The following is a 12,178-nucleotide window of genomic DNA, read 5'->3' on the forward strand; positions in this document are numbered from 1 at the left end:
CGACGCCAAGGTTTCTCGACCTCTTTCGCAAACCCTTCATTGCACCTGATTAATGGTTTCACATGGAGGATGAACGATGATCAGAGACAATCTCGCTACGCCGCCCAAGCGGCAATATGAACGACGGATGGTTTTGCTGCTGTCCTTGAGTTTCGGCCTCGTCGGGCTCGATCGCTTTATCATTTTGCCGCTGTTTCCCGTGATCATGCGTGACTTGCAGCTGGATTATCAGGACCTCGGCATGCTCTCGGCAGCACTGGCCTTCGCCTGGGGCTTTTCAGCCCTGGGCGCGGGCTACGTGATTGATCGATTGGGTCGCAAGACCGTGCTGGTCCTTTCAATTGCAGTGCTGTCGCTGCTCTCGGGGATGTCGGCTCTGGCCGGAGGACTTTTCGGGCTGGTCGTCATCCGCGGGCTGATGGGTCTCTGCGAAGGTGCGTTCACACCGACCAGTATCATAGTCACCGATGAGGTTTCGCATCCGCAGCGCCGCGGACAGAATCTGGGTTTCCAGCAGGCGTTATTCCCGATTCTCGGACTGTGCCTGGGGCCATTGCTGGCTGCCAGTCTGTTGGAGCTATTCGATTCGTGGCGCATGGTTTTCGCGATTATCTCGTTGCCCGGTCTACTGCTGGCCGGCTATTTGTGGAAAATCTATACACCGGCGCCCTTGCCGGCACAACAGCAACCAGCTTCAGGCAGGGTTTGGGCGAACTGGTTGAGTGCCTTTAAAAGCGGCAATGTCAGCCTGAACATCCTGATCATGTTCTGCATTCTTACTTGCCAGTTCGTACTGTGTGCCATGTTGCCCAGTTACCTCACGGACTACATGCACCTTGAAACGCTGTCGATGGCCTTCGTGATATCCGCCTTGGGTGTTGGTGGTTTTATCGGTCAGTTGATCATTCCGGCGATGTCGGACCGACTGGGACGCAAACCGGTGGTCATTGTTTCCTTCATGACCAGCGCAACGTTGGTGGGACTGTTAATCATCAGCCCGGCCATTACCGGTTTGCTATTTGTGCTGCTGTTTCTTTTGTCTTTCTTCAACTTCAGCCTGATCTGCATGACCGTCGGGCCGTTGACCAGCGAGTCGGTGCCACCTGCACTGCTTCCCACTGCCACCGGCATTGTCGTCGGGTTTGGCGAGATCCTTGGCGGTGGCGTGTCACCCGCCGTCGCCGGTTACGCCGCCATGCATTTCGGCCTGCCATCGATTTTGTACGTCGCACTGGCCGGGAGCATCGGCGGCCTGCTGTTGTCGCTTGGTCTGCGCGACAATCTGCAACCCCTCCCTGCCCCGTCAGCCGCGAACGCATTGCCGATCAGCCTACCGCTCAAGGATTAGAGATCATGGGACACTATTTGATGTTGCTCGACCTTCGCCAGCATGAACACCGAGGCATCGGTGTGTTCGACTTCCAGACGGGCCAGAACCTGCGCATGTTTCCCGAACAGGGCGGGCTGTATGAAACATTGCAGTATTGCAGTCGCTGGCATCGCGGCTGGGCCGAGCATCTCAAGCATCTGCCCGCCAGTGACAGCACCCAGGACATCGACCTGCAGCCACCACTCAAACCCGGCAATAACTTGCTCGCCCAGGTCAGCACGGTCAGCCTGACGATGTCGAAAAAGCAGGCGTGGAGTTACAAAGGCAACGGCAGTCTGCTCAAGACGCAGGGTGAGGCGCTCAACATCCCTTATCAGGCGCTGAGCATTGCCAGTGAACCGGGAATCGTCTGCATTTATATGGTCGACTCCTTCGGCAAACTGCACTTTGTCGGATTCACCATCGGTAACGAAGTGCACGATCCACTGCTCGGCAACCTCGACTCGCCGGACGCCAACCAGGCGTATCTTCGCGAATGCGCACTGGCTCCGGCAATGATTCTTGGAGAGTTGCAGTGTCGATTGTCGATCAACGCTCGTATCGAGCGTCAGGAAAGGCAAATCTCCTATCGCGAGTACGATATCGATCTGAAGGAATGGCACTCACTGCGCAAATACACCCAAGCATTCCTCGAACAACACGAACAGTTCCTGCAGCCAGGCATGGTTCACTACGTGTTTCATGGCCTGGGCCATCCTGACAGCGAAACCCCGCTGCAACACGGTGACTGGCTCGATCTCGATTGCCCGGAACTGGAGTTGGGTCTGAGCAATCGCATCGTCGAAGAAGAGTTGTTGCATCTGTGCCCGCTCGATAAACGTGCGCTTGGAGCGGGTCTGCCCGCGCGGGTGACGCAACTGCATCAGCGCTGCAACGACCCGAACTTGCTCAAGCGCAAATAACGCTGACAGATCGCTATCGGGCGCCAGTTCACCGGCCTCGATCGCGACACGCTCCTGCTCGGTCTTGAGCTGCAGCCTCGTATTCAGTAAATCCGTTGTTATTACTTCTGCGTACTACCTGCGCATCGCGCGGCGAACAAAGCGTATGACGTCATCCAGAACCGGCACGATCGCCAGCGTCAACAAAACCATCGCAAGCGGAATGGTTGCGATATACCCGATGTAGTTGAACCCGAAAGCACCTGCCATGCCGCCTGCAAAGAAATTCAACGCCAGCAATATCAGGATTTTCAGTCGGGCCCGATCTGCGAGGACTTTAGGTTGCCCGGATGTATCCACGGCATTCCTATAGACCAGTTTTCCCAACTCGATGCCAATGTCCGTAATGATTCCGGTGACGTGCGTTGTACGAATCTCTGCCCTGGAAATTTTTGTAATCACCGCGTTCTGCAAACCCATGATGAAGCACAGCAACATCACCGTGACGGATACGAACAAACCATCTACCGTCGACAGCCGCGCCCCCAGAAAGCCGAAGGCAATCAATAAAACCGCCTCAAACAGCAGTGGCAATGCAAACTCACTGTGCATTCGCCTTCGTCGGGAGTAATTGACCATGACCGCAGAGCATGCAGCACCGGCGATGAAGGATAACAAGGCTCCGGCGCCACTCAGCACCAAACCGTATGCTCCCAATACGCTGTTGTCCGCCATTGCGGAGACGATGCCGGTCATATGCGAGGTGTATTGATTTACCGCCAGGAAACCACCTGCATTGATTGCCCCAGCGACAAAGGCCAAGGCCAATCCAAGGTGACGATTAGCGTCCGGGGTGCGCCTTCGTCCAGTGAGGCTGCGAACATATTTGATCGGCAATTATTTCGCCCCTTTTCGCATAAATGTGAGTAGCTGTGCCGCATCCGAATATGTTCACGGGCATGGCTGTGCGCCCCTGCCCCTGCATCAAAGGACTTTATAGATCTCGGAAATCACCTGCATCGTTGCGTCTTCGATCGTTCCTTCGTTGCGGCACAATATCCAGCCATGATCCGCAATCGCTTGCTCGAACGCTGCGGTGCTCGCGACCTGTTCTTCCAGCTTGTGCATCACGGTACTGCTCAGTCCACGCCGTCGTTCCGCTGCCCTTGCCCAGGAAATCTCAGGGGCGGTGACAACCCCGACATGCAGGTCTGGCACGCGCACGTTGCGATCGATGTTCAACTGCAGAGTTTCTGCAAACGGCACTATCCGGCGAAACGCGGCATCGGAGGGATACCAGCGATCGATCAGGATGATGCTGTCTGCTGGCTGCCTGGTCAGCACGTGCTCGGACATCCAGGCACGGCTATCTGCAAAGCGCTCACACACCCTCAATTCCAGATCCCGGGTTGGATGTCTGACGAATTGGTTAACGAGGGCCATCGTTTCCCCTCTGAAGGGATCGCTTTTTTTCTCGCAAAGCCGGATGACCTTTTTGTTCTCGGCCCTCAGTGCTTTGGTAACAGCCTCCAACAGCGTGGTTTTACCCGTGCCCTTGGGTCCATCCAGAGAAACAAACAGCTGACGATTCATCATTCAGGCATCAACAGAAATTGATCAGCACTTTAACTTGATTTCTGGCTGGCGGGTTTCAGCGTCGAAGGCCACGACCGCTTACGAATATCGGCAATGGACATCACTCAGCACATCCGCTCAATCGTCGAACCCTAATGTCTCCGACTATCAGCGCACTTCCCCACTGCTGGTCACGCCCCCATGAAGGTTTTTTCGTATTCGCCTGTCACGCTGGCGCTGTTGGTTTCGGGGTTGACCCAAGCGGCGGCAGCCAGCGGCTTTCTCGACGATGCGCAAACCGCAGTGCTCAGCCGCAACTTCTACCTGAACAACGACTACCGCTCGCCCTCGCCTACAGGCAAAAACTATAAACAGGAGTGGGCTCAGGGGTTTATCGGCACTTTCGCATCTGGATTCACCGATGGAGTGGTCGGTTTTGGAGTGGACGTTCACGCCTTTTACGGACTGAAACTGGATGGCGGCAAAGGCCATTCCGGCACGGGACTGCTACCGGTAGACAGCGACGGGCGCAGCGAAAGTGCGTACTCCAGCGCCGGTGGCGCGCTCAAGATCAAGGCCTCGCGCACTACCCTCGCCTTCGGTGAAATGACCGTAGAAACGCCGATATTCGACACCTCCGACAAACGCCTGCAACCCGAATACGCTACGGGTTTACTGCTCACCAGCCATGAAATCGACAATCTGAACCTGGTCGCGGGTCATTTCACTGCATTCAAAAATCAGGACAGTTCATCCGGTAAAGGCGATTTCTACGGCTACGGAGCCAATACCGAGGCCGGCGGCATCAGTTTCGTCGGCGCCGATCTGTTCAGCGACAGCCCGCTCGGCGGTGCGCTGTACGCCTCGGATCTGAGCGATACCTGGCACCAGTATTACGCCAACTTGCATTTCAAGCAGTCCGGCGTGCTGCTCGACGCTAACGTTTATCACACCCGCGATACCGGGCAGGCGCTGGCCGGCGCCATCGACAACACCGCGTTCAGTCTGTCCGGCAAATACACTTTTGGCGCGCAGGCCGTGCTGCTCGGCTGGCAGCGCATCGATGGCAACACGCCGTTCGATTTCGTTGGCGGCGACTCGATCTACCTCGCCAACTCGATCAAATACGCCGACTTCAACGGCGCCAACGAACGTTCCTGGCAGGCCCGTTACGATCTCGACTTCGGCGCGTTGGGCATTCCCGGCCTGAAATTCATGACCCGCTACGTTTCCGGCAGCCACATCGACGGCACCCGCGCACCCAAGGGCGGTGCCTACAACCCGTTTGATGTCGACAGCGGTGACTACCAACCGCAGCAAGGCGACGGCGGCCGGCATTGGGAGCGCGATATTGATCTGCACTATGTTGTGCAGTCGGGGCCGGCGAAGGATCTGTCGGTGCAGTTGTCGCATGTTTCGCACCGTGCGAACGGTGCTCAGGCCGGCGATGACATTGATCGGGTGTATGTGGTGATTCAGTACCCGCTGGGGTTCTGAGTCAGAACAACTCGTCCAGCTGTTCGAAGAACTCGCGCTTGACGGTGGATTGGCGGAAGGCAGCCGGAGTCGAACCTGCCCGGGAACGGATGCCGTCCCCAACCGGGTTTGAAGCCCGGCCGCGCCACCGGGCGCGATTGCCTTCCTTGAACTCAGTTGACCACGGACGTTGCCAGCGCGCTGTCCAGGCGAATCTGCCGACGATCACCGATGCGCCGGGTCAGCCCCAGACGATCCAAGTATTCCAGAATCTGAATACTGCGCTTGCGCCCCAAGCCTAGCGCATCGCGGAACGCTGTGACCTGGATCTGCGGATTTTCCTCGGCCAGGCGCAGTAGCACCGCCGCTATTTGCCGCAGCGTGATATCGCTGAAGAACAGATCGCGCACCACTTGATGCATCAGGCCAAGCCGCGCCAGTTTGCGCAGGAGCAGACGCACAGTGGCGTCGTCCTGGCCTACGGCATGGGCGACATCGCGCACCCACGGCGGATCGAAACCGGCGTCTTCGAACAACGGTTGCAGTAGTTGCCAGAGGTTTTCGTCGTCGGCATTCAAGCGTACTTGATGATCGGGCAAGTGCAGCCACGGGCCGCTCGCACTGATCGAACCGGCAACCAGCAATTCGTCGAGCAGACTGATAAAAGTCGCGCGTTCAAGGTTCAAGCCACTGAAACGCCGCAGACGATCACGATCCGGCCCCATCTGGTCGGGTTCCTGCTCATGCAGGCGCGCCAGTTGCTCCAGTAGCGTGAACTTGAGAATGCCCCAGCGCTGCGCATTGAACAGCACCGGGCCTTGGCGGGTTTCGATCTGTCGCACGTTTTCTGGCAGTGTCCAACCGTCACGCGGACGATTGAATTGGCGCGCCAGCCGTTGCGGATCGAGGCCGCCGGGACTGTGTTCGAGCAAGCTCGGCAAGGCTTGTTCGAGATCAGCGGTGATCGCCAGCACTTTCAGCTGCGCTAGGCGTTCGGGGCTGCGGCGCTGGCGGGCCGGGGCGAATGGATCGAGGACGATGCCGCCGCCGAGAGTGCGTTGTGCGCTGTGGTCACGCAGGATCAGCCGGTCGCCCTTCACTGCGTGGACCGGCGCGTTCGTCAGCAATTGCGCGAACATGCGCTCGCCGGGATTCAGGCGTGATCCTTCAAGCAACGCCACGCGCGCGATCACGTCTTGTGTGCCGAGGTGCAGATGCACCGGTTGGAAGTGTTCGAAGTTGCGCGGCTCTTCAGGCAATAACTGGAACTCTATATCCAGCCTTTGGGTCGCCGCATGCAGCCATTCGGCGAGCAACCACTGGCCGCGATGAATGTGCATGAGTTCGAGACGCTCGGCGCTGATATTCAGTGCCACGCGTTGTCCGGCGACAGCCTGTTCGGCCGCTTGATTTTGCGCATGCAGCCCGCGCACCCGCACGGCTTTGCCTGCCGGCGCGAGCATGAGCTTTTCGCCCACGTTAACCGAGCCGGATAACGCCGTCCCCGTCACCACGATTCCCGCGCCGGCCACACTGAACGCCCGGTCGATGGCCAAACGAAATCCGCCCGTCACACTTCGCGCAGCAGCTTCGTTCTGCGCCTGAAGCAAGGCCTCGCGTAACGCATCAACGCCCTCGCCCGTCACGCTCGAAACCGCGATCACCGGCGCGTCGGCAAACGGTCCGGCAGCCAACAGATCCAGCACTTGGCGCTGCACCTCCTCCACCCTGCCCGCCTCGACCCGATCACACTTGGTAATCGCCACCAGTGCCCGCGGAATCCCGAGCAATTGCACAATCGCCAGATGCTCGCGCGTCTGCGGCATTACGCCGTCATCCGCCGCGACCACCAGCAACACCAGATCAATGCCCTGCGCGCCTGCGAGCATGTTGTGGGTGAATTTTTCATGCCCCGGCACGTCGATAAATCCGCTCAGCCCCGCACCCGGCGCCAGCTCGGCGTAGAGATAACCGAGGTCGATGGTCATCCCGCGTTCGCGTTCTTGCGGGCGACGGTCGCCGGACTGCCCGGTCAGCGCTTGCAGCAGCGAGGTCTTGCCGTGGTCGATGTGCCCAGCCGTACCGACGATCACGTCTGTAGCTGCCCGAGTTGCGCGAGCCACGCCGGCTCATCATCGAGCTGACGCAGATCCAGCCACAACGCGTCATCGTCGATGCGCCCGAGCACCGGAATCGGCAATGCGCGCAACGCCGCTTCAAGATTCAACAGACAGCGCCCGCGCAAGCGTTTCGACACGTGCGGGCGCAAACACAGCGCCGCGCTCGGCAGCCGCGCCACCGGTTGGCTGCCGCTGCCGATCATGCACAGTGCCGGGATTGCGCTGACATTCCACGATTCCCCCAACACCTGCGCCATTGGCGGTTGCAGGCGCCGGGCTTGCTCAAGAATGTCCGCTTGCGCTCGGGTCAACAGGCGCAGACTCGGCAGGCGCTCGGCCAATCGATCCGGATCGCGATACAGCCCGAGCACCGCTTCCAGCGCGGCCAAGGTCAGCTTGTCGACTCGCAGCGCGCGTTTCAGCGGGTTTTTCTTGATCTTCGCGATCAGCTCTTTACGCCCGACGATCAACCCGGCCTGCGGCCCGCCGAGCAATTTGTCGCCACTGAAAGTGACGATGTCTGCCCCATCGAGCAATGCCTGACGCACCGTCGGTTCCGCCGGCAACCCCCAACGAGTCAGATCCAGCAGACTGCCGCTGCCGAGGTCTTCAAGCAGCGGCAAACCGTGACTGTGCGCCAACTCGGCCAGTTCCGCGGTCGGCACCCGCGCAGTGAAACCTTCGATGCTGTAGTTGCTCGCATGCACGCGCATGATCAAACCGCAGCGCGAATTGATCGCCGCTGCATAGTCGCGCGCGTGGGTGCGATTGGTGGTGCCGACCTCGTGCAGGCGCACGCCGGCGCGGGCCATGATGTCGGGGATGCGGAATGCGCCGCCGATCTCGATCAACTCACCCCGGGAAATGATGCCTTCCTTGCGCGCGCCGAGGCTGTTCAGCGTCAGCAGCACGGCGGCGGCGTTGTTATTGACCACGGTCACGGCTTCGGCGCCTGTCAGTTCGCGGATCAAATCTTCGATCAGATCATCGCGGTCGCCGCGCTTACCGCTGGCCAGATCGAACTCGAGATTCAGCGGATAACGCGCGGCCATCTGCACCGCTTCGATCGCTTCCTCAGGCAACAAGGCGCGGCCGAGATTGGTGTGCAACACCGTGCCAGTCAGGTTGAACACCCGGCGCACATTGCTGCGCTGTTGCATCGCCGGCCAGGACTTCGGGGCTGATTTCAATCGCCGTCAATTGACCTTGCTGCACGTCGGATCGAAGTTCATCGAGCAACTGACGCAAACACTCGAGCAACGCCTCGCGCCCATAACGCTCGGCCAGCGGCTGACACGCCGCGTGGCGCAATAAACTGTCGATGGAAGGTAAACGCGGCGCAACACTCACAGACATCAGGCACTCCCGAACATAACCGCCGTGGCGCCAGACTCGCTGGCGCCCTGGCGCAGCTTCGCTTCGAAGATCCGCCTGATGATGTTAGTGGATGCCGACCACCCGTGCTTTGCGAACGGCGACATACGATTGACTCAGGTCAGTGGCCCAGCCATCGAGCACGCCTTTAACGTTGTCCGGCGTCATCACTTGTTTGTCGTTTTCCAGTGGCACGCCCAGGCCCGCACGCACTACCTCTGCTACGACCTCCCCGGTCGCACCGTCATGGAATGACACTTCGGTGGCGATTTCACTGTCCCGATCACGAATGCCGGTGGCCGTGCTTACGCCCGCCGCGACCAGCGTGACCGGCAGCCATTCATAAAAGCGCAGCCCTTGAGTGCTGGCCGCAACCTGGGTAATCGCCGGTCGCACAATCAGCGTGTACGGACCGGGTTTAGACACCAGCGGCACCACTTTGCCCAGCGCCTGTTTAAGAGTGGCATCGTAGTAACTGGTCACGCCGGACAGCGTGCTTTGTGGGATCCGCTCTGTAGGTTCTGCCCTCGGATAGAACTGGCTGGGTGCCAGATAAACACTGGTGTAATGGCCGTTCGCCAATGCCGGGCTGACCCAACTCAACACCTTCTGCCCCGAGGGCGTCTGCCCTTCCTTGAGTACGCTGTAATTGGAGAGAAATCCCGCATGCGGCTCGACGGGGACTTTTTTACTGCTGCATGCCGACACGAGCGTGGCGGCGAACAACAGCGCCAGTGAGCGATGGCTACTCATCAATGTGTTTCCTTCTTGTGCGGGGTATTGTCGGAACACTCGATGCGCAACTGGCCGTGCGCCATGATCCAGTGGATGAATTCAACCGTCGAAATCGAGTGGATGTATTCCACCCATTGCGCGCCCTCCGCGCTGAAACGCTCGAAGTAGCGACGCATGACCAGTTGGTTCTGATCGCTGGTCAGCCCGAGGCCGATCTCCTGGAAAAACATCGGCGTGTCGTGGCCCGGCGCAGTGGTGCGCTGGGTCAGGATCAGCGGACGCGTGGCGCCGTGGCCGTTGGTGCCAAAGCTGCTATTCATGTACTTCATGTGAGCCTCCCTTGGATGGAATGCCCGCAGATTGCCCGAGGTTTTTTGCCCGGCGATGTCGCGTTGATGTCCGCACGGAAGGAATGTTGCAGGATTGAAATAAATGACCGGGGCGGCGAAATGCTTTTAGATGCGTTCTTTTCGGTTCCTGGATCGCGCCAACGTGAGCAGACTGCTGATCGTCGATGACGACGTGGAAATTCTCTCCCTGCTGAAGAAGTTCTTCGTGCAGCACGCCTATGAGGTCGAAGTGGCCGCGCATGGCGAGGCCATGTGGGCGGCGATTGCGCAGGCCCGGCCGGACACGATCATTCTCGACCTGATGCTGCCCGGTGAAGGTGGTCTGAGCCTGTGCCAGAAGGTTCGGGCGCAGATGGGCATCCCGATCATCATGCTCACGGCCATGGCCGAATTGAGTGACCGGATTGTCGGTCTGGAGCTGGGGGCGGACGACTATTTGACCAAACCCTTCGCCCCGCAGGAGTTGCTGGCGCGCGTGCGTGCCTTGCAGCGCCGGGCCGCTGATCAGGCGCCTCGCAGTACCCAACCCTCACGGCCAATCATTGCTTTCGCCGGTTGGCATCTGGACATCACCTGCCGCGAACTGCGCTCGCCCGAAGACGTGATGATCCCTGTGTCGGCCGGCGAATTCGATCTGTTGCTGGTGTTTCTCGAGCACCCGCAACGCATCCTCACTCGCGAACAACTGATCGACCTGACGCACGGCCAGGGCCACGAGGCGTTTGATCGCAGCATTGATGTGCAGGTCAGTCGCCTGCGGCGCAAGATCGAACCCGACAGCAAGCGCCCGGACTTGATCCGCACCGTGCGCAACGGAGGCTATATGTTTACCGCCAAGGTCAGCCGCTCGTGATCCTGCGCCTGTTGCGCCACGACAGCCTGCGGCGGCGGATCGCCTTGACGATTGTCGCGGCCATGCTCGCCTCGCTGATCCTCAACGCCATGTTCGTGCAGGTCGCAGGCATCTGGGCGCGTCCGCCCATCGAGCGCAGCGGCCTGCTGGAGCAGATCGCCGCCACCACCCGGGTGATCGAAGCGGCGCCCGCTGAGTTACGCGCGCAGTTGGCCAGCGCAGCCAGCAGCCCGACGCTGGTTGTGTTGTGGAAAGCCCATCGAGCGGATTTCGATCTGCCCGGCGCCGGCGCCCCGGTTGAAGCAGGCAAAGTGCCGGCGTTGCGGCAGTTGCTCGGCGATAACCGGCAGATCGACGCGTTCAGCCCCGACGACTGGCCGCAAGGCAATCCGCAGGCGCACTACGTTGCGCTGGTGCGGCTGGCCGATGACAGCTGGTTATCGTTCACCCCGCCCGAACGCAGCTGGGGCCTGAGCTTTAACCTGCGGATTGCCGTGATCATCGGCCTCGGACTGGTCGCCACGTTGCTGGTGGCGTGGATCGCCACGCGGCAACTGGCCAACCCGTTGCAGCGGTTCGCGCATGCCGCACGCCGGTTTGGCGGTGATATCAAGGCACCGCCGATCCACATCGAAGGCCCGCACGAGATCCGTCAGGCAATCATCGCCTTCAATACGATGCAGGCGCAGATCCAGCATTTCATCGCCGAGCGCACGCACATGCTCGCCTCCATCTCCCACGATTTGCGCGCGCCGTTGACGCGCATGCGCCTGCGCAGCGAGTTCATGGAAGACCTCGATTACCAGCGCAAGATGATTCGCGACATCGAAGAGATGCAATCGATGATCAATGCCGCACTCGCCTTTTTCCGCGAAGACACGCACCTCGAGCCATGCACCGCGTTCGATCTCTCGGAGTTGCTGCAAACCATCATCGACGACTACCGCGACCAGAACATCGCCATCGACTTCAGCGGCCCGCCACATCTGGTGTATTACGGCCGGCCGCTGGGCATCAAACGGGTGATCGTCAACCTGCTGGAAAACGCCGTGAAATACGGGACGCAACCACGCACGGTTCTGAGTCGTGACGGCCATTCGATCTGCATTGAAGTCAGCGACGCCGGGCCGGGGATTCCCGAGGAGTTTTTGCAGCGAGTGTTCGATCCGTTCTTCCGCCTGGAAACCTCCCGCAATCGTGACACTGGGGGTGTCGGACTCGGTCTGTCGGCTGCCCGCGCGATTGTGCGCGAACAGGGTGGCGAGCTGACGTTGCGTAATCGCTCGAGCGCGGGGTTAGTGGCGCGAGTGGAGTTGCCTGGCGAGGATTGAGGTCATCTCGGCAGCGACAGACGCGTAATCGGGTTCGAGATTGAACAACGGTTTCAAATTTCGTATTGATCTAAAAGACTGGTATTTCTGACA

The 12,178-nt window shown here is 59.7% G+C and carries 10 protein-coding genes, 1 tRNA gene and 1 pseudogene; 5 read left to right on the forward strand and 7 right to left on the reverse strand.

Annotation, left to right across the window (positions count from 1 at the left end):
* Positions 1 to 76: 76 nt before the first annotated feature.
* Together ACP7BN_RS00230 and ACP7BN_RS00235 are read left to right on the forward strand one after the other, a co-directional pair.
* The gene (locus tag ACP7BN_RS00230) at positions 77 to 1,348 is read left to right on the forward strand and encodes an MFS transporter (protein WP_426200721.1); all 1,272 of its coding nucleotides are present in this window, start codon (positions 77 to 79) and stop codon (positions 1,346 to 1,348) included.
* 5 nt (positions 1,349 to 1,353) lie between these two features.
* On the forward strand, positions 1,354 to 2,292 hold the full coding sequence (locus ACP7BN_RS00235; protein WP_426200723.1) for a fumarylacetoacetate hydrolase: 939 nt from the start codon (positions 1,354 to 1,356) through the stop codon (positions 2,290 to 2,292).
* 114 nt (positions 2,293 to 2,406) lie between these two features.
* Here ACP7BN_RS00235 and ACP7BN_RS00240 read toward each other — a convergent pair whose 3' ends face one another.
* Complete coding sequence (locus ACP7BN_RS00240; protein ID WP_426200725.1) at positions 2,407 to 3,168, reverse strand: YoaK family protein; 762 nt, start codon at positions 3,166 to 3,168, stop codon at positions 2,407 to 2,409.
* 87 nt (positions 3,169 to 3,255) lie between these two features.
* The gene (locus ACP7BN_RS00245) at positions 3,256 to 3,864 is read right to left on the reverse strand and encodes a dTMP kinase (protein WP_420650707.1); all 609 of its coding nucleotides are present in this window, start codon (positions 3,862 to 3,864) and stop codon (positions 3,256 to 3,258) included.
* A 183-nt stretch (positions 3,865 to 4,047) separates the two neighbouring features.
* Here ACP7BN_RS00245 and ACP7BN_RS00250 point away from each other — a divergent pair, with 183 nt between their 5' ends.
* Entirely contained in the window at positions 4,048 to 5,343 is a 1,296-nt protein-coding gene (locus ACP7BN_RS00250; protein WP_426200727.1) for an OprD family porin, read from the forward strand.
* 50 nt (positions 5,344 to 5,393) lie between these two features.
* On the opposite strand, the gene ACP7BN_RS00255 is transcribed toward ACP7BN_RS00250, so the two are convergent.
* The 5 genes and pseudogenes from ACP7BN_RS00255 to ACP7BN_RS00275 all read right to left on the reverse strand — a co-directional run bounded on the left by ACP7BN_RS00255 (position 5,394) and on the right by ACP7BN_RS00275 (position 9,880).
* A tRNA-Sec gene (locus tag ACP7BN_RS00255) sits at positions 5,394 to 5,489 on the reverse strand.
* 6 nt (positions 5,490 to 5,495) lie between these two features.
* Entirely contained in the window at positions 5,496 to 7,415 is a 1,920-nt protein-coding gene (gene selB / locus ACP7BN_RS00260) for a selenocysteine-specific translation elongation factor (RefSeq protein WP_426201552.1), read from the reverse strand.
* Positions 7,412 to 8,798, reverse strand: a pseudogene (gene selA / locus ACP7BN_RS00265) (L-seryl-tRNA(Sec) selenium transferase). Before selA ends, selB begins: the two are co-directional and overlap by 4 nt.
* Positions 8,799 to 8,882: 84 nt before the next feature.
* Positions 8,883 to 9,569, reverse strand: coding sequence for a DUF3313 domain-containing protein (locus ACP7BN_RS00270; RefSeq protein ID WP_426200729.1), 687 nt, complete (start codon positions 9,567 to 9,569; stop codon positions 8,883 to 8,885).
* A complete protein-coding gene (locus ACP7BN_RS00275) occupies positions 9,569 to 9,880 on the reverse strand; it encodes a hypothetical protein (protein WP_426200730.1) in 312 nt (103 codons plus the stop codon). The genes ACP7BN_RS00270 and ACP7BN_RS00275 overlap by 1 nt, the downstream gene beginning before the upstream one ends.
* Positions 9,881 to 10,010: 130 nt before the next feature.
* Here ACP7BN_RS00275 and ACP7BN_RS00280 point away from each other — a divergent pair, with 130 nt between their 5' ends.
* Both ACP7BN_RS00280 and ACP7BN_RS00285 read left to right on the forward strand, forming a co-directional pair.
* Positions 10,011 to 10,754, forward strand: a complete 744-nt coding sequence (locus ACP7BN_RS00280; RefSeq protein ID WP_426200732.1) for a response regulator — start codon at positions 10,011 to 10,013, stop codon at positions 10,752 to 10,754.
* Entirely contained in the window at positions 10,751 to 12,085 is a 1,335-nt protein-coding gene (locus tag ACP7BN_RS00285) for an ATP-binding protein (RefSeq protein ID WP_426200734.1), read from the forward strand. Before ACP7BN_RS00280 ends, ACP7BN_RS00285 begins: the two co-directional genes overlap by 4 nt.
* Positions 12,086 to 12,178: the final 93 nt, after the last annotated feature.

Source organism: Pseudomonas sp. TWP3-1, from assembly GCF_049896625.1.
Lineage (GTDB): Bacteria > Pseudomonadota > Gammaproteobacteria > Pseudomonadales > Pseudomonadaceae > Aquipseudomonas.

Bases quoted from the DNA above. Each gene is read 5' to 3' on its own strand.
- ACP7BN_RS00245 (WP_420650707.1), bottom strand. From the start codon at position 3,864: ATGAATCGTCAGCTGTTTGTTTCTCTGGATGGACCCAAGGGCACGGGT.
- ACP7BN_RS00250 (WP_426200727.1), top strand. From the start codon at position 4,048: ATGAAGGTTTTTTCGTATTCGCCTGTCACGCTGGCGCTGTTGGTTTCG.
- ACP7BN_RS00270 (WP_426200729.1), bottom strand. From the start codon at position 9,569: ATGAGTAGCCATCGCTCACTGGCGCTGTTGTTCGCCGCCACGCTCGTG.
- ACP7BN_RS00230 (WP_426200721.1), top strand. From the start codon at position 77: ATGATCAGAGACAATCTCGCTACGCCGCCCAAGCGGCAATATGAACGA.
- ACP7BN_RS00235 (WP_426200723.1), top strand. From the start codon at position 1,354: ATGGGACACTATTTGATGTTGCTCGACCTTCGCCAGCATGAACACCGA.
- ACP7BN_RS00275 (WP_426200730.1), bottom strand. From the start codon at position 9,880: ATGAAGTACATGAATAGCAGCTTTGGCACCAACGGCCACGGCGCCACG.
- ACP7BN_RS00280 (WP_426200732.1), top strand. From the start codon at position 10,011: ATGCGTTCTTTTCGGTTCCTGGATCGCGCCAACGTGAGCAGACTGCTG.